This is a genomic window from Pantoea sp. X-Soil-OKNW-713 (genome assembly GCF_059730685.1).
Genome location: NZ_AP035999.1, coordinates 56,328 through 82,389 on the forward strand (window position 1 = coordinate 56,328; position 26,062 = coordinate 82,389).

Here is a 26,062-nt window from a genome sequence, read left to right on the forward strand (position 1 = left end):
ATGCAAAAAAAATCCGGAAACGCCATGTTCCCGGATTTTATTATCTGTAAAGCATTAACGCATCAGAACTGATAAACAAGGCCCACGGCCACCACATCGTCGGTGCTGATCCCGGCGGATTCAGTGAACTCGCTGCTGTCGATCAGGTTGATCTTGTAATCAACATAAGCGTTCATGTTCTTGTTGAAATTATAGGTCGCACCGATGTCGATAAATTTAACCAGATCCTGGCTGCCATAGGTGTTGCCATCGCCGGAAGCACCAAGGTCTTTGGCACGGGTCTGGTTATATCCCACAAACGGCACCAGACCGAAGTCGAAGGTGTAGCCCGCATAGGCTTCGAACAGGTCAGACTGGTTGGCATAACCGTAAGCACCGCCTGAGCTGGAGCCGAAACGTGAGGCGTTGTAGGCTTTGGTGTACATAAAGGCCAGGTAGATGTTGTTCGCATCGTATTTCAACGCAGTGGTGTAGGCTTCTGCGCGGGTACCGTGGCCCATAATGCCGCTGGTCACGCTGTTTTGCTCGTTGGTACGGTCGGCACTCATGAACGCACCGGCCAGACTGAAGCCTGCGCCAATGTCATAAGATGCTGACATGCCGTAACCGTCACCATTCTGACGCAGCACATCACGCACGCCCGGCTCGCCGCCACCGTCGTTTTTGCCCTGATATTGCAGCGCGAACTTCAGACCATCCACCAGACCGAAGAAGTTGGTATTGCGGTAGGTCGCCATACCATTGCCACGGTTGAACAGGAAGGTGTCTGAGTTATAGGTCATGCCGTCGAACTCAGGCTGCATATCGGTGTAGCTCAGAGCATCGTACATCACGCCAGAGTTACGACCGTAATCGAACGAACCGTAGTCGCCATATTTAACACCGGCGAAACCTTTACGGGTATACATCGAGTCGGATTCGTTTTCCGCCTGATTCAAATTCCACTGCGCCTGCCAGAATCCGTAACCGGTCAGCTGGTCAGTAATTTGCGTTTCACCACGGAAACCAAAACGCATGTACGATTGGTCACCATTCTGGCTTTGATCGTTGGTGATATAATTTTCACCCACTACCATGCCGTTAATATCTAATTTGTTACCATCTTTGTTATAAACTTCCGCTGCATGTGATGCGTTGGCCATGATCAGGCCTGCCACCACTAAGGATAGCTTTTTAATGTGCTTGCTCATTTTATTCCTCGAAAAAACCACTGCTTGTAATATTTAGTAATGCGGGAACTTATTTCCGCAGTGATGGTATGTAACATTCATTTTCTGCTCAGTAAATCTATGTAAGGAAAATCCGCACAATTAGGTAAAATAGTTCTATTGATGTGCGATTGATCACGGTTTAGCACAGTTTGGTAAATTAAAACCGCCCGCAGTTGTGTTATTAGTCTAATAAGTCCACACCAATGCCGGGTGTGATGATGGCAATGTGACAGATGAAAAAGATGAAATGGATCGTTACTGGCGCGGAGTCCGGGCTGGGTAAAGAAATTGTTGTGCAGTTATTGCAGAATGGATGCTATGTCTCTGCTATTGTTGAAGATTATATTAAAGTTGCCGACCTGACGTCCCGGTTCCCAAACCAATTTGTTGGGGTGGAGATCGCACGAAACGATAGCCGGGGAATCGCCTCATACCTTCAGTCTGTTATTGACGATTTTTCCAGTGTCGATGGGGTGATATTGTGCGACAACACCTTATTAACAAAATCGGTGGAGGATATGTCAGCTGATGAAATTATATCCTCTGTCAGCTTCGGATTAACCAATCCGATCTTGCTGATACGTGAAATTATTCCGTACTTCCGATATAAAAATGAGGGTAGACTCATCCTGGTATCTTCTTCCCATGATAAAAAATCGCCGTCAGACAGATCGGTGAATTATGCTATCAGCAAGGGAGTGGAGAGTCTTTTTTCATCACTGACGCATGATCTTTCCACATTTGGCATCGAAACATCTGTTATTAATTTCAACACAGAAGATTATGTTGCCTCTGTGACAGGAAAAAATAACTGGGCGGCTTATTCGATGGCAGAATGTATTTCGAGTGAAATAACCCCGACTCGCATGGTGATCTGTTAATCACTCGACGTGCGTTATTATTTTTATGCTAAGTCGGGAAGTGTTCATTATTAATCCAGCGCGCTGATATTGGCGTTGATTTTATCCGCAGTGGCTTTAATCACGCTGGCCGGGATTGCATCGCCCAACGCCTGCGCCGTGTGTACAAACATTGCGGCCACGTCGCTCACCTCTTCAATGATACGATTCAGCGTCTTGCCCGCAATATCTGCGGATGCCGCCGCTTTTAATAAGGCTTTGCGGGTGATATCGCGGCCATAACCCGCCACCGACGTCTGATGCTGGCCGCCCGGCCCCATTTGTAAGGTCAGGTCGTAGGCGGGGGAAACCTGCCACTCATCTTGCTGATTCAGGATAAAGGCGAAGTTTTTAGCGTGATCATCCTGGTTGTTCATCAGAACATTGAAAACCATCCGGCGCGCCTGGATTTCCCGTTCCACCCTTGAACGGGTGATCATTCCCGTTGCCTGCAAGATATCGCTGTAGTCGAGACAGGGGAGGCGGAAATCAGCCTGCAATGCTCCCGCCATACTCAGCACTGGCACACGCATGCCTGCCTGGCGATCAAAACGTTTCACCCCGAAAGCAGATAAACCGTTACCCAAATCAAACCAGCGGCTGTCAGGAAAATTGATGCCAGCCTGCCGTGCCAGTCGGGCATACACCTCCTCCAGCGCACACACCCATACCCCTTCCTGAGCCGCGGGGAACTTTATCAGCCAGGGATGGCTACCCGCGAAGGGTTGTGCGGCAATACGGCCAGTTGCGGCATCGAACTCTACCAGTACCTTGGGACGCGCGCCGTGTGGTGAACCACCCAGCCTCACCAGCTCTGGCAGTACCTCTGAGTCCTGGCCGGCGACTTCAATCTGGATCTGACTGGCCAGAACGATCAGGTCATCAATATGCCGATGCGGGTTGTCCTGCTCGGGCATATCGAGCAGCGGTCGATAGGTGAGGGCGCCCATCGTGTTATCACCTAACATTGCCAGTCGATCCAACACCGACAAGGCCGCTGGTTCGATATCATTACGCCGTAACAGACGATCCATCAGTAACCGGCCCCAGCCATCGGGTAATGAGTCGGCAATAAAACCGGGGATACCCTCCTGATGTCGTTCAAAGTCGGCATAAGTGGTGCTGACCGGCGGATGCAGCAGCGGTGACAATTCAAGGCCGCGTTCGATACCCTCGGGCGAGTATTCAAACAACCACTGGCCGCGATCCCTGCCTGCCGCCAGAATGCCCAGTGGGAAGTGTTCACCCCAGCCCTGGTAGATAATTTCCAGCCGCTGAAGGGGGTGATAGTTCTTGATCATTGGCCTTTCCCCTTACGTTGGGTCGCACGTTGTCGGCCAGGCTGCTTCAGGGCTTCAACCTGCGCGATACTCAGCGCCGGTGGAGTAAACAGCCCGGTCAGCTCTTTTTCCAGTCGCAGGGCAAACACCACTTTCATAAAATTTTCCAGCGTGGCTTTACCGTCGTTTTCGAGGTTCTTCAGGGCGGAAACAGAGATCCCGGCTTTCGCCGCCAGATCCTTTTGCAGCAGATTGCGGCGCAGGCGGTGATCTTTCAACCGTTGCCCTAATTCAGACAGCAACCGGGCTTCAGAGTAGAGATTAAGGGACATATATAAAGCTCCTGATGCCAAATTTTATGCATAAGGGGTGATTTTATGGCCTTTATTATAACACGGTTGTCATGCTTAGCGATTTATCGTGACCATAATCATGTCCAACGGATCCCTCACTTCGAATGGGAGATAAATCACAAAATAGAGAAGTGTTGTAAAAAAAATCTCAGAAATGGATTGTTTAGTCCATTGATTTTAAAGCAGATTTAAATGCTATTTTGAGTTTTTACGATGAATTGTTACTTGTTCGCGGAAATGATGCTTAACAAGCAAAAAAAGTATTATCGCGGCGGGTGCTTGGGGCTTTCTGCCTTAAGCATGCATTTGCTGACGGCAGAAAGAAAAAAACCCCAGGTGACTGTAAATCAACCTGAGGTCTTATCTTTATGCCCAAACAACATAAAGGTAGCCTCTTACATGCCGCAAGGCAAGAGGAAACACAACCATGAAACAGCAGATAGTGTTTTTCACTCTGGCGATACTGGCGGTGGCAGCCGTCATCCTGGTCTCGCGCAAGGATCTCTGTGAAATACGGTATCGCACCCTGGAAACGGAGGTGGCTGTTTCACTGGCTTGTGAAATCTTGAAGTAAGGGCCACAACGGCGGGGTTCGCCCCGCCGTTTCGGTTGTTGTCAGGCAAAAGCCTTCAGGCACCCTTCTCAAATCGCGCCGCTACAAAAACGTGAAACATCTTAAGGGCTTTAAATTAAGCCCTTATTGATGTTTTTTCTTAGTGAGAGGTTTAATTAAACCTCTTAAATTCCATTCGTGCCACTACCGCACAGTACCACAGCAATTTTCTCATCCGGTTTGAGGCTAAACAGCTGACGCGTCACCGCAGCCACCGCTGTTGCCGCCCCCAATTCAATCGCCAGGCCGGTTGCTGCCCAGACTTCACGCGCCGATGCCTCGACCTGATCTTCCGGCACCAGCACGATCTCATCAACGTACTGTTCCACCAGCGCAAAGTTAATCGCTTCGGTTGAGCGGGCCGCGAGGATCGGCACAATGGTTTTCACCTGCTCCAGTTTGACGATTTGCTGCTGATGGCGACTGGTCCACATCATCGGGCAACCTGCCGCCTCGACGCCGATAATACGAATGCCCGGTTTCAACAGCTTCGCCGCCTGCGCCACACCGGCAATCAAACCTCCACCACCGATTGACACCACCAGCGTCTCGACCTCCGGCCATTGTTCGAGGATTTCCAGTGCCATCGTGCCCTGACCAATAATCACATCGCGGTCAGCGTAGGGATGGAGCAGGGCACCGCCGGTTTCCTGAATACGAGCACCGGCCGCATCCCAGCTCTGATCCCAGAAATCGCCTTCTACCGTGAGTTTTGCCCCGTAGCTTTCGATGCGCTGACGTGTCAGCTCGGTGCTGGTGTTCATTACAAACACGTCAGCAGGCAGTGCTAACTGCTGGCCGACATAAGCGACTGCGGCACCAAAGTTACCACCCGAAGCGGTCGCCAGTCCCTGCTGACGAACCTGTTGTGGCAGATTAAGCACGCGATTAAAAGCGCCGCGTGCCTTGAAGGATCCGGTCACTTGCGAACATTCCGCCTTCAGGCGCAGTTCAATACCCGGCACAGGCTGCCACGGGGCGGCCTCCACCAGCGGCGTTTTACGTACCCAGGGACGCACCCGTTCCAGCGCGGCCAGATAGTCGTTAACGTTAATATCCTCGATCATCACTTAACATCCTGTACCAGCACCGCGAGGCTGTTGCCCTGCGCGGTGGCACCAAAAGTGCGTTGTGAATAAATCTGCCCGGCGGTGGTGAAATGGACCGCCTGTGGCTGAGCGGCGGGTTCGGTGAGACGATGCAGCCAACCCGCCAGTTCACCGGCGCTGACCTGATCGCCAATATGGTGCAGCGGTTCAAACCAGCCGTCCCCCGGCGACAGCAAATTTCCCCCTGCCGGGATAAACACCTGTTGCGATGCCTCGGCGGGGACTGTTTCCGTGGCGATCAGGCCCAAATGATTCAGCACCCGCGCCACTGCGGCACGGGTACGCTTCACCCCGCGCGGTGACACGCTGCCGTTCCAGCCCATCTCCGCCGCAATCGCCGGTAAGCCGAGGTTCGCCGCTGCGCCACAACTGGTGCGCGGATCCCCCATATTGTTGGTGACCACCGTCAGCGTGGCGGCAAAAGCGCGCGCCATGGCTTCGCTTTGCTCACGGACCTGCGGGCTGAGTTCCTCGGTCACCACCACCTGCGCGCTCTCTTCAATAAACAGCGAGCTGCCGCCGCTGTGCAGATCAAGGTAGAAATCGCACAGCGGGAAAAGGGTATCGTGGATCCAGGCGGCGATCTGTTCGGTCGGCGTGCCCCACGGGTTGCCGGGAAAGACGCGCGCCAGATTTTTGTTATCAAGCGGGCTGACACGCATTGAAGCGCGCACCGCCGGGGTATTGGCGCAGGGCAGCAGGATCAGGCGGCCCTGAAGCAGATCCGGCGTCAGATCGCGGATCAGTTCATTGATAATAATCGGCCCTTCATACTCGTCACCGTGGATCCCGCCGGTGATCAACACCGTCGGCCCGTTACCGTTGGCGATCACCGCCAGCGGCATGGCGATAGTCCCCCAGGCATCGGTATGCGCCGACAGCGGCAGATGCGCAAAGCCCACCTGCTTACCCTGACGGTTAAAATCGATCTCGCTAAACACTGTCGACATGGTTACTGCTCCGTTTTCAGGTCGTTTTGCGCATCGTTGAACCATTTCTGACGCAGCGCAGGCAACTCGCCGTCCTGGGTGCTTTTATCGATAAACTGATTGATGGCGGTCATCAGCTCCGGCTGACCAGGACGTATCGCGATGTAAGCAGGGCTTTTACGCAGCAGGTATTTCAGCTCGATATGCTTCGCCGGATTTTCCTGTGCGACTTTCTGCGCAATCAGGTTATTTTCAGCGAACATCGGTGCCTGACCGGCTAAAAAGGCGCTGACCGCCGACGCGGTGTCTTCCAGACGCAGATAGTTACCCTGCGGGTACTGATCGCTGAGGGTCAAATCCGGGGTTGAGCCTTTTGGTACCGCGATGGTGGCATTGCCGAGATCGCTCAGTTTGGTGACTTTTTTCACATCGCTACCGCCATACACGCCGAGATACACCGCCGCATAGGGTTCCGAGAAGTTCACCAGTTTGGCGCGTTCCGGGCTGGAGCCGAGCGCGGCGATCAGCACATCGACCTTGCGTGACATCAGATAAGGAATACGGTTAGCGCCGGTAACTTGTTGCAGCTGGAGCTTCACCCCCATGTTGTCAGCCAGTTTCTGCGCCAGCTCCACATCCAGCCCGGTGGGTTTACCGGCGGCATCGGTGAAGCCCCAGGGCGCGGCATCCACGGTGGTTGCCACGCGCAGTACGCCACGGGATTTGATGTCATCGAGCGAGTTGGCCTGCGCCAGTAAAGGCAGGGCACACAGCGCCACCAGCGCCAGGGTTTTACCGATTGTTTTCATGTCTGTTCTCCGGTGTCGTTAAACGGGGGTTTGTACAAAGCGTTGTAATTCCGGGGTGCGGGGAGCACCAAACACCTCGGCAGGCGGGCCGCTCTCCCATACCTCGCCCTGATGCATAAAAATCACTTTGCTGGATACCTTGCGGGCAAACGCCATCTCATGGGTCACCGCAATCATCGTCATACCTTCTTTTGCCAGGTCTTCCATTACCCGCAGCACCTCGCCCACCAGCTCCGGGTCGAGTGCCGAGGTGGCTTCATCGAACAACATCACTTCCGGTGACATGGCCAGCGCGCGGGCGATGGCCACGCGCTGCTGCTGACCGCCAGACAGCGACGAGGGAAAGGCATCACGTTTCTGCCCCAGCCCGACTTGTTCCAGCAGGCGTTTTGCCAACGCGGGCGCTTCGGCTTTGGTGATGCGGCGGGTCAGCAACGGTGCCAGCGTCACGTTCTCTGCGGCCGTCAGATGGGGAAACAGGTTGAAACTCTGAAACACCATGCCGACATTCTGGCGCAGCTTCTGCAACTCGGCAGGAGACCCTCCCACTGGCAGGCCGCCGACGTGAATGCTGCCGCTGTCCGGTTTCTCCAGCCCGTTAATGCAACGCAGCAGCGTACTTTTTCCCGATCCACTTTTGCCGATAATGGTGACGATATCGCCGCGATCGACGGTGGTGGTGATGCCACGCAGCACCTCGTTAGATCCGAAACTTTTCTTTACGGCATTAATGACGACCAGCGACATGGAAACGTGCCTCCAGGTGAAGGGAGAGACGCGCCAGCGGAAAGCACAGCGCGAAATAACAGAGCGCCACCAGCAGATAAATCAGCAGCGGTTGCAGGGTCGAGCCGCTGACAATCTGCCCGGATCGGGTCAGCTCCACAAAGCCCACCAGCGCTGCCAGTGAGGTGTTTTTGATCAGTTGAACGGAGAAACCCACGGTCGGCGGCAGCGACAGGCGCAACGCCTGCGGCAGGATCACCGTACGCAGCATTTGCAACCGCGAGATCCCCAACGACAACGAGGCTTCCCATTGTCCTTGCGGCACCGCCACAATGCTGCCGCGCCAGATCTCGCCGAGAAAGGCTCCGGCAGAGAGCGAGAAGGCGACCAGCGCAGCGGTAAACGAGCTGACGTCTATACCGAGAAACACCGGCATCCCGAAGAACAGCAGGAACAACATGCCAAGCAGCGGGATGCCCTGGATCAGTTCGACATAAAACCAGGCCACGGCCCGCAAGCCGCGCTGATGGGAAGTGCGTGCCATCGCCACCAGCAGCCCGATCACCGCGCCACAGGCAAAGGTGCAGAGCGCCAGCAACAGCGTCCAGCGCAGGGCGCTGACGATCATCCAGATATCATGTAAAGAAAGACTGCGCATGGTTACCTCCGTGCCTGAAAGCGATACCACACCATGCGCAGCAACACTTTCATCAGGCTGACGGCGAAGAAGTAGAGGCCGCAAATCAGCAGATAGATTTCAAAGCTGCGAAAGGTACGTGAATCAACAAAGCTGCCGCTGTGGAAGATCTCTTCCACGCCAATTTGTGAAATCAGGCTGGTGCCGATCAGCGTCAGCACCATCTGGCTGGCGAGCGCCGGGAACACGTTCTGCATCGCCGGGAGTGTCAGTACATGGGTGATGATCTGGCGTTTTGATAGCCCAAGCGCTTCACCAGCCTCGCTTAAACCGCGTGGCAGCGAAATCAGCCCGGCGCGCAGGATCTCCGTCATATAGGCGCCGCAATACAGCGACAGGGCGATGATCCCGGCGACCGGCGGCGAGAGATGCAAGCCGAGACTGGGCAGGCCGAAGTAAATCAAAAACAGTTGCACCAGCGATGGGGTATTGCGAAAAAACTCCACATAACCGCGCACCAGTCGCCGCCAGGCGGTGCGGGCATACACCAGCGTCAACGCACAGACCGCACCGATACTCAACCCAAACAGGATCGACAGCAGGGCATAGAGGGCGGTTTCCATCAGCCCCTTTGCCAGTACATCGCGGTACGGCAGCAGCGAGGCAAAATCAAACACGTAATCCATCGGCAACCGCCTCCTCAAGTTCGAGAATGGCTTCGATTTCGACCGTCTGGTTCTGCGGTAGCGATCCTGCGCCGATGGCAGAACGTGCCCCGCGCCCAATCTGCTCGCCAAACACCTCGACAAACAGATCGGAACAGCCGTTAATCACCTGCGGATGTTGCTGAAAGCTATCCTGCGCGTTGACCCAACCCAGCAACTTGACCACGCTTTTAATCGCACCGAGATCGCCAGTGGCCTGACGGGCGACGGCCAACAGATTAAGACCGGTCAGGCGTGCGTGCTGATACGCATCCTCCACGCTCACTTCATCGCCCACTTTGCCGGTATGCAGATGTCCATTGGCTTCCAGCGGCCCCTGGCCGGAGAGATAAAGAAAGTTGCCAAATACCCGCCAGGTGACAAAATTGGCGACCGGTGTCGGCACCGGAGGAAGTTCAATGCCCAGCGTGTGCAAATGGTCGCTCAAGCGGCAATCAGTGGGGGATAATGGCGTTGCGACGGAGGTGTTCATTTTTTGCCCTGTATGAATTTTTTCGGCATTATGACCACGCTGGTTTTTATTGGTCAACCATAATGGTCAACCAATAAGCAATTTGTATGACCGGGTTGTGAGTGGGGTCACGTTAAGACCGGATATCCGGCTGTCACCCTGATAAGTAAAGGATCTGACAGCATAACTTTGCTGATTTCGCCACTCGCGGAGGTGGCGAAATCAGGCTATAATCGCCGCCAGCTGACCAAATTGGTCAGCCATTTAAGGATATTCTCCAGGAGTCGCCGGATGAACAGCACTGATGACATCTCCCAACGCATTGTCGGCCACGATAAAACCGCCGCCGTGAGCGTGTATCGCTCGATTATGCAGGCCATCCGTGAGGGGGATTTAAAAGCGGGGGATAAATTACCCAACGAGCGTGAGCTGGCGCGCCGCTTTGCGACCTCACGCAGCACCATTCGCAACGTGTTGGCGATGATGTCGACGCAGGGATTAGTCACGCGTAAGGTGGGTAGCGGCTCGTACCTGTCGGAAAACCTGAACCAACAGTTGAGCGACACCGACCGCCCGGTGGCCGCCTGGCACAAAGAAGTGCCGACTTACAGCGAGATCCTCGAAGGACGCCTGCTGTTCGAGCCGATGATGATGACACTGGTCACTGCCCGTGCGACCGAAGAAGACTTCGCCAAAATGCGCCACCATTTGCAGGGCATTCGTGAAACGCAGGAGTGGCTGCAATATAAAGAACATATTTACGCGGTGCATCAGGCGATGTTTGCCGCAACGCGTAACCGCTTCCTGATTCAGATCTTCGATAACGTGATTGCCGACCGTCGCGCGGTGCAGTATGACGGCCAACATTCGTTGCACTCGGCTGTTAGCGACATCGTGCGCGAGCAAACGTTACGGGAGCTGACGCCGCTGGTGGAAGCTCTGGAGGCGCGCGATGGTAAATTGGCCCAGAAACGGGCGGATGACTACTTTACCCGGATTCTCGCGTCATTAAGTGTTTATGGGTAACTGCAATCGCGCTGTTTTTCCGACAACTCTCCCGTAATTGCGCGATAAATCGCGCCGCTACCGGAGGGTGAGAAGGGTGCCTGAAGGCCTTTGCCTGACAACAACCGGAACGGCGGGGCGAACCCCGCCGTTGTGGCCCTTACTTCAAGGTTGTTACCTCTTGCCTTACGGCATGTAAGAGGCTACCTTAACGTTGTCTAGGCGTTAGGGCGGCCTCAGGTTGATGGATAATCTTCCTGGGGCTTTTCTCTTTCCGCCATCAGCAACTGTATGCTTAAGGCAGAAAGCCTCAAGCACCCGCCGTGATAATACGTTTTTTTTCTGTTAAATATCAATTCCGCGAACAAGTAACGATTTATAGTAAAAATACATAATATAATGATAATTTTGTTTTAAATCAGTGCCTTATATTTTCAGAAAAACCAGCTTTTTTATTATTGCATGCGAAGTTTGTGATTTGCCTCCCATCAGGGATGAAAATCTGTCAGATCATTTCATCATTATCTGCAAAATCAAATTCCCCCCAGCCATGATGGGCTCCCTGCGCTATCACTAACATTCCCAGCCAACCTGTTTGCGCTGACTGAAAACTGTGCAATGCTCTCCATTGGTGCGCAACTTTCGTGCAACATCTCGCGTTGGTACTGCTGTAGCGGGCTGTAATCCTGGCACTTAATTTGCTTGCGGTTGTATATACATGCTCTGACAACAATCACCCTTAACTTTTTACCAGAAGGAAATCAGCATGCTATCTCTGCGTACGTTGAAAACGACCCTTGCGGCGGCCTGTTGTTTTGGTTTGATCGCGTCTGCCAGCAGTCTGGCCGCACCGGCACCGGAAGCAGGCACGTTAAAGATGGGGATTGAACCCTGGCTGGGTTACGGCCAGTGGCATGTGGCCACCGCACACAACCTGTATAAGCAGCAGGGATTAGACAACGTTGAGGTGATTAACTTCGCGGAAGATAAAGATATTAACGCCGCGCTGGCGAGTGGTCAGATTGATGCCGCCAACATTGCCACACACACCGCCATGGGCATGATCTCCGCCGGGCTGCCGGTCAAAGTGGTCCTGTTACTGGACCGCAGTCAGACCGCCGATGCGATGCTGGTTTCCAAAGATGTCACTTCGTTAAAAGACCTGAAAGGGAAGCAGGTCGCCTATGAAGAGGGCACCACCAGCGACATTTTGCTGCGCAGCGCGCTGGCCAAGGCGGGTCTGAAGTACAGTGATATCAAACCGGTGCCGATGCCGGCGTCGTCTGCCGGGAGCGCGTTGATCGCTAAACGCGTCCCGGTCGCGGTGACCTACGAACCTTATCTTTCGGTAGCGATGAAGGGGGATCCCAGCCTGAAGATGCTCTACAGCGGTGCATCTGACCCGGGGTTAATCAGCGACGTGCTGGTGGTACGTGATGACGTGATCAAAAACAAACCCGGCCAGATTGCCGCCCTGATTAAAACCTGGGATGCTGCCGTGGCGCATTATCAGGCCAACACCCCGGCGGATCGCGCCATTATTGCTAAAGCGGTAGGTGCCAGCGTCGAGGATCTCAACACCGCGTTTGATGGCGTGAAATATTACACCCTGGCGGAGAACAAAGCGGTACTGGGCGGCGAATACAGTACCACCACCTTCCCGCATGTTCTGAAAGCGGCAACCGAAGCCGGGATTATCAGCCAACCGGTAACACCCGCGCAGGTGATTGACGCCAGCTTCGTTAACGCACAGTAATCCTCCCCGGAGGCGTAATGAGTTCTTTAAAACTGGACGCCGTCAACCGTCCCTCTCATGCACGGCGGCGTCGCTGGTCGCTGCTCACCATTGGTCGAGCCCCCTCACGGGGGCAGTTTCTCAGCATCGCTGTCGCGGTGTTTGCGTTGTTGCTGATCAGTTGGTGGCTGGCAACCCGTAACGGCACGATCCCGGCGATCTTTCTGCCGGGCCTTGATCAGGTCTGGCAACGCATGGTGCGCTTAGCCGGTGACGGCACCTTATGGAGCGATGTGCAGAGCAGCCTTTATCGCATCGCCATTGCTTTTGTGATCTCCTCGTTGATGTCGATTGTGATCGGTGTGCTGGCCGGGTGTTATGGCCTGTTCAAAGCCATTTTCGAACCGCTGGTGGATTTCATCCGCTATATGCCGGTGGTGGCGTTTGTACCGTTGACCATTTTGTGGACCGGCACCGACGATGTGCAGAAGTTTTTGGTGATCTGGATCGGCACCTTTTTCCAGCAGGTGCTGATGATGATGGATGCGGTGAAACGCGTACCGATAGATTTTATTGGTCTGGGGCGCACCCTTGGTATGCCCGACCGCAAAATCCTGCTGCGCATTGTGTTACCCGCCGCCTTGCCCGCTATCTGGGATGCACTGCGTATCAGTCTGGGCTGGGCATGGACCTGGCTGGTGCTGGCAGAGCTGGTGGCTTCCACCTCTGGCCTCGGCTACCGCATCGTGGTGTCCCAGCGCTACTTCCAGACCGACACCATTATCGGCTACATCCTGCTGCTGGGATTGTTGGGCCTGATCACCGACCAACTGATGCGCGCGGCTGAACGCGTGTTATTCCGCTACAACCGGAGGCGCTCCTGATGGCCACGCTGACCTTATCCAAACTGGAAAAAAGTTTCCCACTGGGCAAAACCCAACGGCGAGTGCTGCATGGGATTGATTTAACCCTGAACGATAACGAATTTGTCTCGATTGTCGGCGCATCCGGCTGTGGCAAAAGTACCCTGTTGTCAATTGCCGCCGGGTTAGAGGAGTTCGAAGGCGGTGATGTGCTGGTGGATGGGCGATCCATCACCGGACCGGGGTTGGATCGCGGCGTGGTGTTTCAATCCTACACCTTGCTGCCGTGGCTAACCGCGCGGCAAAACATTGAGTTTGCCCTGAAGGCGGCGGGCACCCCGGCAAAGCAATGCCGTGAGATTGCCCAGCAACATCTCGAACTGGTTCGGCTGGAGAATGCCGGTGACCGCTGGCCGGGTGAACTTTCCGGTGGCATGAAACAACGTGTGGCGATTGCGCGCGCGCTGTCGTATCGCCCGAAAATTCTGCTGATGGACGAACCCTTTGGCGCGCTGGATGCCATGACCCGCCATCAGATGCAGCAGTTACTGATTGAAATCTGGGAAAAACATCGCCTGACGGTGATGTTTGTTACCCATGACATTGAAGAAGCGGTGTGGCTCTCCGATCGCATCGTGGTAATGGGACAGGGCGTTATCGACAGCACCTTCCCGGTGAATCTCCCCCGACCACGACATGAAGAAATGAGCCGCGATCCCGAGTTCATTGATTTGCAGCACCGGGTGTTGTCACGCATTCGTCAGCCCCTCGCGACCCACTGACTTAAGGAAACCACGATGTCCGTAACTTTTCACGATTTAACCCAGGCAGACACCCTGCCGGAGGCGCTTTTTAAACGCACCGAGTCTGATCTCTCGTTCTTTGCTGCGCGCGTCACGCCGATTATCGAGGCGGTAAAAAACGAAGGGGATGCGGCGCTGATCCGCTTCGCGCGTGAATTTGATGGGGTGCAACCGGAACATTTCTCGATTCGCGCTGAGCCTGAAGAGTTTGATGCCGCCTTTGCCCGAATGGACCCGGAGGTTATCGAGTCGATTCGTTTCTCGGTGGAGAACGTGCGTAAGTTTCATGAGGCGCAAAAACCGGAAGAGATGTGGCTGAAGGAGATGCAGCCAGGCGTATTTGCGGGCGATCGCCACGTCCCAATCGATGCCGTCGCCTGCTACGTGCCACGGGGGAAAGGCTCGTTTCCCAGCGTGCTGATTATGACCACCATTCCGGCGGTGGTAGCGGGAGTACCGCGTCCGGTGGTGATCACGCCACCGGGACCAGATGGCAAAGTGGATGACGCCACGCTGGTCGCAGCAAAACTGGTTGGCATCACTGAGATCTATAAATGCGGCGGCGCACAGGGCGTAGCGGCCGTGGCGTATGGTACGGAGAGCGTGCCGAAGTGCCTGAAAATTGTCGGCCCCGGCAGCCCGTGGGTGGTGGCGGCGAAACGCCAACTGACACATCTGATTGATCCCGGCGTCCCGGCTGGCCCCAGCGAGAGCATCATCCTGGCGGATGGCAGCGTCGATGGCGCGCTGGCCGCGTTAGATTTGCTGATTGAATCCGAACATGGCCCGGATTCTTCGGCGTATCTGGTCACCTCCAGCCGCCGCGTGGCGGAAGAGGCGATTGCCGCGCTGCCCGGCTACTGGGCGCAGCAGAGCGAGAAACGCGCGGAGTTTTCCCAGGCGGTGCTGTGCGGCACACATGGCGGCGTGGTGCTGACCAAAGACTTCGCCACTGCGGTTGAATTCGTTAATCAGTACGCGCCAGAGCATCTGGAGATTCTGGCGCGTGAACCGCTGGCGGTCATGCCGCAGATTCGTAATGCCGGAGAAATCCTGCTCGGACAGCACACCCCGATTACCCTCGGTAACTTTGTGCTCGGCCCGAATGCGGTGTTACCCACCAACGGTGCAGCGAAAACCGCCGGGCCGCTGTCGGTGTTTGATTATATGAAACGTGTCTCGGTCGGCTATGTTACTTCGGCGGGTTACGATGCACTGGCAACCAAAGCCCATCGCTTCGCGCTGTATGAAGGATTCCCCGGTCATGCACTGGCGGTGTCCGACTTGCGTAAAACGCTGATGGGAGAGAAGGATGACTGCTGAACCACGGCAACCGTTGGCCGCGCAGGCGCGTACCCTGGCGCGCGCGGGTGACTGGCAGGGGGCGCAACAGAAACTCACCCAGTTGATCAGTGAGGTCACGGGGGGGACGGCCAGTGATGTGGCGATCAACCGCGATCAATACAGCCTCAATTCGCTGAACGGCCACGTTACCCTTGATGGCAGTCGCCGCTTGTTTTTCAAGTATCACCATGAAGAGAGCGAAGAACACACCATCGAAGAGTACTACCGTGCCGAATTGCTGCGCGAGCATGGTTTCGCGGTGGATGTCCCCTGCTACGCCTGTGGTGAGCCGGGGCGACAGATTTTGCTCTACACCCTGCGTAACGATCGGCGACTGGCGGATGTCTGTCGGGAAATTGAGGCGGGGGACGATCCTGCGTTGCAGGCGGCGGTGATCACGGCACAGCAACACGCTGACCGCGATATTCTGCAAAAAACCCTGCCCACGCTGCAACGTGGCAGCGTAGATGAGGTAGTGGCGGAACCCATCCATCAGCTGTTCTGGCACCGGTTGATTTCACCGGATGCACCGGCCGGACTGGGCGGGCGCGTGCAGCGTTTTTACGTCGATAAAGAATTTATCCTCGCGGGCGAGACGCTGTCATGGCAAACCCTCAGCCAGTTGCAGTGGGAGATCAACGGGGTGCGCTACGCTCACAGCCTGCGTCAGTTGTTTCTCGAAGCCGGGCAACTGCTGGCCCCGGCAGCGTTGGCGCAACATGGTGTGGTCGTGGCGCATGGCGATGCGCACAACGCCAATGTCTGGTATGACACCCAGGGCGAACAACCGCGGTTGGTCAGTTTCGATCCCGCCTTCGCCGGCAGCCATATTCCGGCATTGCTGGCGGAGGTGAAAGCCACCTTCCATAACATCTTTGCCCATCCGCTGTGGTTGTATGAACCCGCGCAGGCCGACGGGCGCTATCAGGCCACGGTGGTACGCCGTGGCGATACGATGCATGTCAGCCACAACTGGCAACTGACGCCGTTGCGTGCTGCATTCCTTGACAGCAAAGGGGAGAACTACTGGCGGCCGCTGCTGGCAACGTTGCGTGAGAAAGGCTGGTTACCGGCTAACTGGCAGCGGGTGGTGCGGCTGGCGATGTTTTGTTGTCCGACACTGGTACTGGACCTGCGGGCTGGCGGCGGCAGCGGGCATACGCCGTTGACCTCCTCGCTGGGACTGGCGCTGGCGGTGATGCTGGGGAGTGAAGGGGATGATGATTTCAATCGCTGGATCAATCAACTGGTGTAAGGAGACGGCATGAAAGCTGTGCGGTTAGCAGGCATTGAGCAGTTGAGCGTGGCGGAGGTTCCTGCCCCCACACTGGCGCCAGGTCAGGTGCAGATTCGTGTGCTGGCAGCGGGAATTTGTGGTTCCGATTTGCATAACTACCGTACCGGCAAATGGTTTGCCCATCTGCCGGTGACACCGGGCCACGAGTTGATGGGCGAGGTGATGGCCTGCGCCCCGGACGTCAGCGATTTTCGTCCGGGCGATCGGGTCGTGGCGGACTCCCGCGTCTGGTGCGGTGAGTGCCCGGCCTGTGCCCGGCAGCACTTCAACCTGTGCGAGAAGCTGGGCTTTGTCGGGGAAGTGTGCGATGGCGGCTTCGCCGAGCAAACCCTGTTACCGGCGCGCGGATTGCTTCGGGTGACAGACGATTTGCCGCCGCAGATTGCGGTGCTCAGCGAACCGCTGGGCGTGGCGCTACGGGTGGTGAACCAGTTGCAGCTTGCGCCTGGGGCGCGGGTGCGGGTCGCCGGGGGTGGCACCATCGGCGGGCTGGTCGCCTTGCTGCTGCACGAGGTGGCACATTGCCAGGTGCAACTGGTTGAGCCAAACGCCGAGCGTTTCCAGCGGCTGGCAAACCTGATTCCGTTGCAGCCACCCGGCCCGTTTGATTTTGCCGTGGAGGCCACCGGGATTAATGCGGTATTGAGCCAGTTGGTGGAAGAGATCAGCAGCGGGGGACGGGTTGTGCTGGTGGGGTTATTCCACCATTCAGCGGATTTCGATATGAACCGCCTGGTGGAGCGGGAAATCATCCTGGTGGGGTGTAGCGTATTTCGTGATGAACAACGCCAGGCGCTGGCCTTGCTGCCACAGTTGGCGGATAAACTGGCGACGCTGGTCGCGCCTGCCATCGGCCTTGATGACGTGCCGGACATCTACCCACATTTGATTGCTGGTCGCAGCCCCTGGTTAAAAACGGTGATCACCCCATGAAAGGATTAGAACGATTCTCGCTCCAGGGAAAACGCGCGCTGGTGACAGGCAGCTCACGCGGCATAGGCTTTGCGCTGGCGTCGGGTCTGGCGCAGGCGGGCGCACAGGTAACGTTGTGTGGGCGCGATGCAGCCACGCTGGATAACGCGCTGATCGCGCTGCGCCAGATCGATCCACAAGCCGAAGCCTGGCCGCTGGATGTCTCACAACCACAGGCGATCCGCGATTATTTTGCCCGCCTGGCGCCGTTTGATGTGGTGATCAACAACGCCGGGACTGAGCAACTGTGCCCGTCGCTCGACGTCGATGAAGCGCTGTGGCAACGCATCGTGGATACCAACCTGAAAGGCGCGTTTTTCGTCGCCCAGGCTGCCGCACGCGGTATGGTGGGGCGCGGCGGGGCGATCCTTAATCTCTGTTCGTTGACCAGCGAAGTCGGAGTGCCCGGTGCGGCCGCCTATGGTGCCTCGAAATCCGGGCTGGCGGGGTTAACCCGTACGCTGGCAACGGAGTGGGCCGGGCAGGGGATTCGGGTAAATGGCCTCGGGCCAGGTTATTTCAGCACCGATCTGACCGCCGAATTCTATGAAGACAGCGTCTGGTGCGCCGCGATGCTGCAAAAAATCCCGCTTGGCCGCTTTGGTGAACTGGATGATTTGGTTGGCACCGCCATTTTCCTCTGCTCCGATGCGTCAAAATATCTCACCGGACAGGTAATCTATGTCGATGGTGGTTATCTCGCGGCGATTTGACAGCACAGGAGTCGACGGGGTTGGATGATCGGCGCTATAGGTGAACAGCGGAAAACCCACCCCCAGCGTCAGACCAACAGCGCCACTGGCTGCCAGGTCACCGCCGGGGATGGCAAAGGAGTTAGCAAAACCTGCCGTGAATAATGAGGCCCGGCCAGCGACCGGATCGGTAAAGGTGTCGCATACGCTTTGGGGGTGCGGACGATTTCCTGGACCATCAGGAGATAATTCATGCACTCATATGAGGATCGGATCCGGGCCGTGGAGCTTTACTTCAGGTATGGCAAAAGGCTGACAGTTGTTGTCAGAGAACTGGGTTATCCGTCCGTTAAACAGCTTGGCCGGTGGGTTCGGATTTTTGAGGAAACCGGAGGCTTACCCAGGGAATTGAAGCCCAGAAAACGCTACTCACATGCACAGAAAGTCGCGGCGGTTGAGCATTATCTCACGCACGGCGGTTGCCTGGCCTTCACGCGTCGCGCCATTGGTTATCCCAGTAACGAAGTGCTTAAGAGCTGGATCGAAGAGATTTATCCGGGACGACGCCCGATGATTATTCGCTCAAACACGAATAAATGCTTCAGCCCGGAAGAAAAAACTCAGGCTGTGCGCGAACTCTGCACCCGACGCGGAACGGCCCTTAAAGTTGCACAAAAGATAGGTATCAGCGTTCCGGTCCTGTACAAATGGAAGAAAGACCTGATCGACGATGAGGCTTATCAATCCATGCGTAAAAGTAAATCAGCGCCTCCGGATAAGCAGCAGGATGCACTGCACGATGAAATAAAGCAGCTTAAACAGCAGGTTCATCAGCTACAGCTTGAACGTGACATCCTGACAAAAGCGAATGAACTGATAAAAAAAGACATGGGCATCAGCGTCCTGACCCTGAAGAACAGGGAGAAAGCCCAACTCGTTGATGTCCTGAAGGAAAGTTATACCGTTGCTGAACTGCTCAGTGCTCTGCAGCTTGCCCGAAGTTGCTATTTTTATCACAAAGCAGGCCTTCGTCTGCATGACAAATACGCGGAAATTCGCGTAATCATGGCAAATATCTTTGAGGGAAATTACCGCTGTTATGGCTACCGGCGCCTCCACGCGATGCTCCGTGAAAACAACACGTACATCTCAGAAAAGGTCGTCCGCAGACTGATGGCTGAAGAACAGCTGATTGTTAAGCGTGCCGGGCGGCGGCGATACAGCGCTTACTGCGGAGAAATCGGTCAGGCACCAGAAAATCTCCTCGCCAGAAATTTTCGTTCCAGCAGGCCAAATGAGAAGTGGCTGACCGATATTACCGAGTTCCACCTTCCGGCAGGCAAGGTCTACCTGTCGCCAGTCATCGACTGTTTTGATGGCAAAGTGGTGAGCTGGACCATAGGGACACGTCCGGACGCACAACTGGTAAACGCCATGCTCGATGATGCGATCGATACGCTCAGCGAAAATGAAAGACCGGTGATACACAGTGACAGAGGAAGCCATTACCGGTGGCCGGGCTGGCTGGATCGTATCAACGGATCGGGTCTTATAAGGTCCATGTCACGCAAGGGTTGCTCGTCGGATAATGCGGCGTGCGAAGGCTTCTTCGGGCGGGTCAAAAATGAAATGTACTACGGCAGAAACTGGGCGGGCGCAACGCTGGAAGATTTTATGTGCTTCCTGGACAGGTACATACGCTGGTATAACGAGAAGAGAATCAAAATATCATTAGGTGCGATGAGTCCGGTGAAGTACCGGGAGCATCTGGGGATCACAACATAACAGTCCAGGAAAACATCCGCATCTCCCCGTACGACATTAGCGCTTTGGAGTAACAAATTTTGTGCGGATAATCATTATTATGTTAAATACGATGTCCCGTTAATCCCGCAATACCACCTCTCCCGTAGCGGCGCGATTTATCGCGCATCGTCCAGTCAGGATGGCGTAAAACCCGCGCGATAAATCGCGCCGCTTGTATCTTGAAGTTGTAACTGGTTAGCTACCCGTTACACGAAACGGAGGCAGCTTGTCGCGCCGCTTAAGACTCGATCTTGTGCCGTAGCTTAAAGCCCTCCGTTTCTCCTTTCACGCCAGCATCTACTCTGAACGGTAACCAGAAGCTCTGACTTCGTATGTACAAGGCAAGATGGCGTGATGGTTCATGTGAAAGGGAGCTGTCTTATGATTTATCTCGGTATTGATGTCAGTAAAAACAAACTCGACCTCTGCCTGTTGCCCGGCAACGGGAAAAAGAAAACCAAAACCCTCAAAAATCATCCCGACGCCGACCGGGAGATAAATGACTGGTTAATCAGGCAAAAATGCCATCCTGAACAGGTGATGGTGGTGCTCGAAGCGACCGGCATTTATCACGAAAACGTCGCCTTTGGTCTTCATGAAAATACCCCCGTCACAGTCTGCATCAGCAATCCTCAGCGGGTCAGGGAGTTCGCCCGTGGAATGGCTATCCTGACTAAAAACGACTCCGTTGATGCTTACATCCTGGCCCGTTATGGCGAGCTGAAACAGCCTGATGCCTGGGTGCCCCCCTCCCCGGAGGTCCGTAAACTTCGGGAGCTGGTGCGTCTGCGGGACTCACTTCAGGCTGATGTCCAGCGGGCGGAGAACCGACTGGAAAAGGCCCATTCAACCCGCACAGCGCCTGAAATCATTGACTCGCTGGAGAGAACCCTGAAAGCCCACAGGGACGAGCTGAAGCGTATTGAAGCGCTCATCTCAGACCACACAGATAATCATCCGGGTCTGAAGGAAGACCGTGAGCTGCTGGAATCGATAAAAGGAATAGGCAGCGTGGTGGGCACGACAATGCTGTCGGTGTTGCGTTCGTGTCCGTTCCGGAGTGCTTCACAGGTCGCTGCGTGGCTGGGTGTGGTACCGGTGGAAAAAACGTCCGGTAGCTCAGTCAGGGGGCGTGCGCGGATGTCAAAAACAGGCCCGGCAGACGTAAGGGCGAAACTGTATATGGCGGCGATCGTAGCGATCAGGTGGAATGCCCCGGCGAAGGCGCTGTACCAGAGGCTAATCGCGAAGGGCAAAGCCAGCAAGGCCGCGCTTGGAGCGGTGATGCGCAAGCTGGTTCATCAGTGCTTCGGGGTGCTGAAAACGCGGATAAAGTGGGATGAAAATTACGCAGCTACCGCTTGACGTTCAAGACGGTAGCTACGGAATAACCGGAACACACCTGGCAGCGCTACGCAAAATCTCCCGCTCAATCCCCCTGCGTTTCTCTCAGAATTCACGTAACGACACTTTTTTTTGAGTGAACGGGTAATTGTGTTCATGGTCAGCATCCCTGTCTGGATTAAAATTGACTGGTTCTCCCCCAGCCAGAAAAGTAAGAACTTTCACTATAATCAATGCTTATTAACCACCAATGCCTCTAAAATTTTCATGAAGTTCCTGTGTTTTCTGCCGATACTGAAATGTGGGACGATGTTTTCAGTTTACTCTCAGTTCGTTTACACAACACCAGACAAATGACGATCAACACATCCCGGCCTGCGCCTTGCGCAGCAGAGACCCCTCTTTCGCCATATCAGGCGGATGATCAAGTGTCCGGCAGGGAAAATCATGCGCAGCCGTCATACGCGGCAGGCGCTTTATTAATCGGGATAACGATAACCTCCTGGGGTGTCTTATGTTTGGTGTTAAAAAGTCGGGCTCTTTTCTGCATTTTTCCAGAGATGGCGGCATTGCGAAGGATATTGAGGCGATCAAACAACATGTGGCATGGATTGAGTTTTTGCCCGATGGCGAAATACTCAGCGCCAACCAGCAGTTTCTCGATGTTACCGGCTACAACCTGGGAGAAATCCAGGGCAAACATCACCGGATTTTCTGTAGCCCTGCTTACACCCACACGGCGGACTATCGCTACTTCTGGCAGAGGCTCGCCTCAGGCGAGTCAGTAACCGGTATTTTCGAACGCTTTAACCATCACCATCAGCGATTTTATCTTAGCGCCACTTATTTTCCGGTCAGCGATGATAAAGGCAAGGTGTACAAGGTGATTAAAGTGGCAAGCGATATCACCGCGCGGCATCAGGAACTGGAGCAAAAAGAAGCGGTGATCACGGCGTTGGACCGCTCTATGGCCGTGATTGAATTCACTCCCGACGGCCATATTCTCACGGCTAACGACAATTTCCTTACGCATATGGGTTATAACCTGCCGGAGATTATCGGCAAACATCACCGTTTGTTCTGCTATGACAATTTTTACCGTGAAAATCCGGATTTCTGGCAGAAAATCGCCAAGGGTCAGCACTTTGTCGGTCGCTTTGAACGTAAAACCGCCAGTGGTGAACGCATCTGGCTTGAAGCCAGCTACAATCCGGTATTCGACGCTGACGGCAAGGTCTACAAGGTGATCAAGATCGCCTCGGATATCACCGCTCGCGTCGAGGCAGCAAAACGGGTGGCAGACATCGCAGTAACCACTTCAGAACAGACATCACAAATTACCCATAACGCCAACGAGGTACTTGAAGAGACTGTCCGTAATTCCGGACTGGTGTCGGTGCAGGTTAACGCCGCCACTGAGATCGGCGCACAATTGAGCGCGTCAGCGAAAAGTATCAGCGAAGTGGTCGCCTCCATTAACCTGATTGCCTCACAAACCAATATCCTGGCGCTGAATGCCGCCATCGAATCGGCCAGAGCTGGAGAGGCCGGACGTGGATTTAGCGTTGTCGCAGGCGAAGTGCGGCGACTGGCGGCTTCTACCGCTACCGCCACACATAAAATCACCGAGGTCGTGGAGGAAAATGCACGGCTGATCCAGCAGATGTATCACCAGCTGGATGAGGTTAAACATTTTGTGGTGTCGGAACAGGATAAAATCAGCGATTTGTCACGCAGCCTGCGAGAGATTAATCGCGGTGTGCACGAGTTTGTAAATGTAATTCATCGGCTGGATGTGTGATTGTCGGCGTGGAGGGACACTACGCTGCCCTCCACGCCTATAGTTAATCTATACGCTTATTTTGTCGGGCAAAAATAACAATGGATTTTTCTTTCCGAACTCACCTACGCACCCGATTGCGTTTTCTGGTTTCTATTGCCGCCGGGATACTGTGCTTTTTTTTGCTTCCTGCCCAACTGGGTTATCTGCAACGGTTGTTGATCGGCTGGAATATACTGGCGTGGCTGTATTTGATCCTCGTCTGGCTACGCATGCTACGTACCGACGTGAAAGATATTCCGCAGATCGCCAGACAACAGGATGAGAGCGCGACATTGGTGCTAAGCCTGGTGACGCTGGGTTGTCTGGTCAGTCTGATGGCTATCCTTATCGAGCTGCCCTCGTTAAAACACCTTACCGGCACGCCGCGCGTGTTACATCTGCTGCTGACGGCCAGCACCCTGGTGGTTTCATGGGCTTTATTACCAACATCGTTCGCCCTGCATTACGCCCATCATCACTATTTGCACCGAAGTCATAAGGTCACTCCGATGATCTTTCCGGAGAAACCGGACAATCCGGGATACTGGGATTTTCTCTATTTCTCCTTCACCATCGCCGTGGCAGCACAAACCGCCGATGTGGCTACCGGCACCACCGACATTCGCCAGATTGCGCTGCTTCAGTCGGTGATTTCGTTTGTCTTTAATCTGGCGATTCTTGGATTGTCGGTGAATGTTGGCGCGGGATTGTTGAGTTAACGTCGCCCTTTCATCACCGAGGCCGACCAGTTGAAGTCACTGACCTCACTGGCTGCCTGCGACTCCGGTTTTTTCTTTTTCAACGGTTTCTTTTTCGCTTTCTCTGCCAGCGCTTTCTCTTTCGCCTGCTTCAGCGCCATGATTTGCTGTCGAGCCTCGGCGGTGAATTCCTTCTCTTTTTTTACGTCCGGTTCCTTACCGGTGCGCTGGCGATACTTTTGCATCAATCCCCTTAACACCTCGTCAACCGCCAACCGCTCCTCAGGATTGAATTGATCGATTGAAATCATTTTTTTATCGCTCATCGTATTTGTCCTTAATCTTGTCGTTGATGGACTACATTTCGTCTCGTTGCCGCCGCCTCATGTAGAAGTATTTTAATTGGTTGCCAAATTATACAAAAGAGTTACCGGCATGCCGGTAACTCCACCTTCTGCTCATGCCTCAGCCTGTACAAAGTGGGTATAAAACTGTGCGGAATTTGTCCATGTACGAAAAGCATTGCGCCCGGCTTGACTTTGATCGCCTAACTCAGAAAATGTCCTTTTTACAGGATCATCAGAATAACCGGAGCTTATCATCACCCTCTCGCTGAAAAGGAGTGGCTGGCTTGTCGCGGTCGCTTTGGCAGTTGCTGGCTGCACGTCACAACCGCCAAAATCACTGGTCACCCCGCTACCGACCGTTGCGCAGCCCCCTTTACCGACGAAACCGGTAACCGATCAGCAACCGATGCGCGGCGTCTGGTTGGCAACCGTTTCACGCCTTGACTGGCCGCCGGTCGCGTCGGTGAATGCCAGCAGTGCCGCCAGCCGCATCAGCCAGCAGCAAAAAGCGCTCACCGAAAAACTGGATAAGTTAAAGAGCCTGGGTATCAACACCGTATTTTTCCAGGTAAAACCAGATGGTACTGCGCTGTGGCCTTCTAAAATTTTGCCCTGGTCCGATATGCTGACCGGTAAGATCGGTGCCGACCCTGGTTATGATCCGCTGCAATTTATTCTGGACGAAGCGCATAAGCGTGGCATGAAAGTGCACGCCTGGTTTAACCCCTATCGCGTCTCAGTCAACACCAAGCCATCCACCGTGGCGGAACTGAACGCCACCCTGTCCCTTCATCCTGCCAGTGTGTTTGTGTTGCATCGTGACTGGATCCGTACTGCCGGCGATCGCTTTGTGCTTGACCCTGGCATACCCGCGGCACGCGACTGGATCACCAGCATTGTGGCGGAAGTGGTTAGCCATTATCCGGTCGATGGGGTGCAGTTTGATGATTATTTTTACGCGGAATCTCCGGGTTCTGCCCTGAATGATAGCCAGACGTTCCGCCAATATGGTCAGGGATTTGCGTCCAAAGCCGACTGGCGACGCCACAATACGCAGTTGTTGATCGAGCAGGTGTCTCGCACCATTAAACAGCTGAAACCCAGTGTCGAGTTTGGCGTCAGCCCGGCTGGCGTATGGCGCAACCTGTCACATGATCCCTCCGGTTCAGATACCCGAGGTGCGGCAGCTTATGATGAGGCTTTTGCCGACACCCGTCAGTGGGTACAAATGGGCTTGCTGGATTATATTGCCCCGCAAATTTACTGGCCGTTCTCACGTCAGGCGGCGCGCTATGATGTGCTGGCAAACTGGTGGGCGAATGTGGTGAAACCGACACATACCCGCCTCTATATCGGCGTGGCATTGTATAAAGTGGGTGAACCCTCAAAGAGTGAACCTGACTGGACGGTCAACGGCGGTGTGCCGGAGTTGAAAAAACAGTTGGATTTAAATGAATCACTGCCGCAAATCAGCGGCACGATTCTGTTCAGAGAAAACTACCTTAATCAGCCGCAAACGCAGCAGGCGGTGAATTATCTGCGTAGCCGCTGGGGAAGTTAAGTTTTCTTGTACTTATATACGTACATGTTTA

The 26,062-nt window shown here is 54.7% G+C and carries 26 protein-coding genes; 15 read left to right on the plus strand and 11 right to left on the minus strand.

Annotated elements, in window-relative coordinates:
• Positions 1–62: 62 nt before the first annotated feature.
• Positions 63–1,190: a porin OmpC gene (gene ompC / locus AC6I8R_RS26360; RefSeq protein ID WP_021185429.1), complete on the minus strand. Its 1,128-nt coding sequence runs from the start codon at positions 1,188–1,190 to the stop codon at positions 63–65.
• A gap of 254 nt (positions 1,191–1,444) precedes the next feature.
• Here ompC and AC6I8R_RS26365 point away from each other — a divergent pair, with 254 nt between their 5' ends.
• On the plus strand, positions 1,445–2,092 hold the full coding sequence (locus tag AC6I8R_RS26365; protein ID WP_036627100.1) for an SDR family NAD(P)-dependent oxidoreductase: 648 nt from the start codon (positions 1,445–1,447) through the stop codon (positions 2,090–2,092).
• A 50-nt stretch (positions 2,093–2,142) separates the two neighbouring features.
• Here AC6I8R_RS26365 and AC6I8R_RS26370 read toward each other — a convergent pair whose 3' ends face one another.
• Both AC6I8R_RS26370 and AC6I8R_RS26375 read right to left on the minus strand, forming a co-directional pair.
• The gene (locus tag AC6I8R_RS26370) at positions 2,143–3,411 is read right to left on the minus strand and encodes a type II toxin-antitoxin system HipA family toxin (protein WP_497833347.1); all 1,269 of its coding nucleotides are present in this window, start codon (positions 3,409–3,411) and stop codon (positions 2,143–2,145) included.
• Positions 3,408–3,722 carry a helix-turn-helix domain-containing protein gene (locus tag AC6I8R_RS26375; protein WP_208726844.1) on the minus strand — a complete coding sequence of 105 codons (315 nt, stop codon included), beginning with the start codon at positions 3,720–3,722 and terminating at the stop codon, positions 3,408–3,410. Before AC6I8R_RS26375 ends, AC6I8R_RS26370 begins: the two co-directional genes overlap by 4 nt.
• A 448-nt stretch (positions 3,723–4,170) precedes the next feature.
• Between AC6I8R_RS26375 and AC6I8R_RS26380 the strand changes: the two genes are divergently transcribed.
• Complete coding sequence (locus AC6I8R_RS26380) at positions 4,171–4,317, plus strand: Hok/Gef family protein (RefSeq protein WP_497833348.1); 147 nt, start codon at positions 4,171–4,173, stop codon at positions 4,315–4,317.
• Positions 4,318–4,481: 164 nt separating this feature from the next.
• On the opposite strand, the gene AC6I8R_RS26385 is transcribed toward AC6I8R_RS26380, so the two are convergent.
• Genes AC6I8R_RS26385 through AC6I8R_RS26415 form a run of 7 tightly spaced genes read right to left on the minus strand, consistent with a single transcriptional unit; the run spans position 4,482 to position 9,763 of the window.
• Positions 4,482–5,423: a threonine ammonia-lyase gene (locus AC6I8R_RS26385; protein WP_497833349.1), complete on the minus strand. Its 942-nt coding sequence runs from the start codon at positions 5,421–5,423 to the stop codon at positions 4,482–4,484.
• A complete protein-coding gene (locus AC6I8R_RS26390; RefSeq protein ID WP_497833350.1) occupies positions 5,423–6,415 on the minus strand; it encodes a succinylglutamate desuccinylase/aspartoacylase family protein in 993 nt (330 codons plus the stop codon). The genes AC6I8R_RS26385 and AC6I8R_RS26390 overlap by 1 nt, the downstream gene beginning before the upstream one ends.
• A gap of 2 nt (positions 6,416–6,417) precedes the next feature.
• Positions 6,418–7,203, minus strand: coding sequence for a transporter substrate-binding domain-containing protein (locus AC6I8R_RS26395; protein WP_021185424.1), 786 nt, complete (start codon positions 7,201–7,203; stop codon positions 6,418–6,420).
• A gap of 18 nt (positions 7,204–7,221) precedes the next feature.
• A complete protein-coding gene (locus AC6I8R_RS26400; RefSeq protein WP_497833351.1) occupies positions 7,222–7,950 on the minus strand; it encodes an amino acid ABC transporter ATP-binding protein in 729 nt (242 codons plus the stop codon).
• Positions 7,931–8,587, minus strand: coding sequence for an amino acid ABC transporter permease (locus tag AC6I8R_RS26405; RefSeq protein ID WP_497833352.1), 657 nt, complete (start codon positions 8,585–8,587; stop codon positions 7,931–7,933). The genes AC6I8R_RS26400 and AC6I8R_RS26405 overlap by 20 nt, the downstream gene beginning before the upstream one ends.
• 2 nt (positions 8,588–8,589) lie before the next feature.
• Positions 8,590–9,252, minus strand: a complete 663-nt coding sequence (locus AC6I8R_RS26410) for an amino acid ABC transporter permease (RefSeq protein WP_021185421.1) — start codon at positions 9,250–9,252, stop codon at positions 8,590–8,592.
• A complete protein-coding gene (locus AC6I8R_RS26415; RefSeq protein ID WP_244634083.1) occupies positions 9,236–9,763 on the minus strand; it encodes a RidA family protein in 528 nt (175 codons plus the stop codon). Before AC6I8R_RS26415 ends, AC6I8R_RS26410 begins: the two co-directional genes overlap by 17 nt.
• Before the next feature lie 270 nt (positions 9,764–10,033).
• Here AC6I8R_RS26415 and AC6I8R_RS26420 point away from each other — a divergent pair, with 270 nt between their 5' ends.
• The 12 genes from AC6I8R_RS26420 (at position 10,034) to AC6I8R_RS26475 (ending at position 24,144) form a co-directional block, all read left to right on the plus strand.
• Positions 10,034–10,768, plus strand: a complete 735-nt coding sequence (locus tag AC6I8R_RS26420) for a FadR/GntR family transcriptional regulator (RefSeq protein ID WP_021185419.1) — start codon at positions 10,034–10,036, stop codon at positions 10,766–10,768.
• A gap of 745 nt (positions 10,769–11,513) precedes the next feature.
• Positions 11,514–12,503 carry an ABC transporter substrate-binding protein gene (locus AC6I8R_RS26425; protein WP_021185417.1) on the plus strand — a complete coding sequence of 330 codons (990 nt, stop codon included), beginning with the start codon at positions 11,514–11,516 and terminating at the stop codon, positions 12,501–12,503.
• A gap of 17 nt (positions 12,504–12,520) precedes the next feature.
• The gene (locus AC6I8R_RS26430; protein ID WP_497833353.1) at positions 12,521–13,366 is read left to right on the plus strand and encodes an ABC transporter permease; all 846 of its coding nucleotides are present in this window, start codon (positions 12,521–12,523) and stop codon (positions 13,364–13,366) included.
• Positions 13,366–14,127: an ABC transporter ATP-binding protein gene (locus AC6I8R_RS26435; RefSeq protein WP_021185415.1), complete on the plus strand. Its 762-nt coding sequence runs from the start codon at positions 13,366–13,368 to the stop codon at positions 14,125–14,127. The genes AC6I8R_RS26430 and AC6I8R_RS26435 overlap by 1 nt, the downstream gene beginning before the upstream one ends.
• Positions 14,128–14,142: 15 nt before the next feature.
• Positions 14,143–15,471 (plus strand): histidinol dehydrogenase, encoded by a 1,329-nt coding sequence (hisD, locus tag AC6I8R_RS26440; RefSeq protein ID WP_497833354.1) that lies wholly within the window; start codon positions 14,143–14,145, stop codon positions 15,469–15,471.
• Positions 15,461–16,747 (plus strand): hypothetical protein, encoded by a 1,287-nt coding sequence (locus AC6I8R_RS26445; RefSeq protein ID WP_497833355.1) that lies wholly within the window; start codon positions 15,461–15,463, stop codon positions 16,745–16,747. The genes hisD and AC6I8R_RS26445 overlap by 11 nt, the downstream gene beginning before the upstream one ends.
• Before the next feature lie 9 nt (positions 16,748–16,756).
• Entirely contained in the window at positions 16,757–17,722 is a 966-nt protein-coding gene (locus AC6I8R_RS26450) for a zinc-dependent alcohol dehydrogenase (RefSeq protein WP_497833356.1), read from the plus strand.
• Complete coding sequence (locus AC6I8R_RS26455) at positions 17,719–18,474, plus strand: SDR family oxidoreductase (RefSeq protein ID WP_497833357.1); 756 nt, start codon at positions 17,719–17,721, stop codon at positions 18,472–18,474. The genes AC6I8R_RS26450 and AC6I8R_RS26455 overlap by 4 nt, the downstream gene beginning before the upstream one ends.
• Before the next feature lie 231 nt (positions 18,475–18,705).
• Positions 18,706–20,238: an IS3 family transposase gene (locus AC6I8R_RS26460; RefSeq protein WP_497833358.1), complete on the plus strand. Its 1,533-nt coding sequence runs from the start codon at positions 18,706–18,708 to the stop codon at positions 20,236–20,238.
• A 402-nt stretch (positions 20,239–20,640) separates the two neighbouring features.
• On the plus strand, positions 20,641–21,624 hold the full coding sequence (locus AC6I8R_RS26465; protein ID WP_497833359.1) for an IS110 family RNA-guided transposase: 984 nt from the start codon (positions 20,641–20,643) through the stop codon (positions 21,622–21,624).
• A gap of 493 nt (positions 21,625–22,117) precedes the next feature.
• Positions 22,118–23,404, plus strand: coding sequence for a methyl-accepting chemotaxis protein (locus AC6I8R_RS26470; RefSeq protein ID WP_497833360.1), 1,287 nt, complete (start codon positions 22,118–22,120; stop codon positions 23,402–23,404).
• An 80-nt stretch (positions 23,405–23,484) separates the two neighbouring features.
• Complete coding sequence (locus AC6I8R_RS26475; protein WP_497833361.1) at positions 23,485–24,144, plus strand: DUF1345 domain-containing protein; 660 nt, start codon at positions 23,485–23,487, stop codon at positions 24,142–24,144.
• Here the strand turns inward: AC6I8R_RS26475 and AC6I8R_RS26480 are convergent.
• Entirely contained in the window at positions 24,141–24,449 is a 309-nt protein-coding gene (locus AC6I8R_RS26480; protein WP_497833362.1) for a hypothetical protein, read from the minus strand. The genes AC6I8R_RS26475 and AC6I8R_RS26480 overlap by 4 nt on opposite strands.
• Positions 24,450–24,735: 286 nt before the next feature.
• Here AC6I8R_RS26480 and AC6I8R_RS26485 point away from each other — a divergent pair, with 286 nt between their 5' ends.
• Complete coding sequence (locus AC6I8R_RS26485) at positions 24,736–26,031, plus strand: glycoside hydrolase family 10-like protein (protein WP_036627086.1); 1,296 nt, start codon at positions 24,736–24,738, stop codon at positions 26,029–26,031.
• Positions 26,032–26,062: the final 31 nt, after the last annotated feature.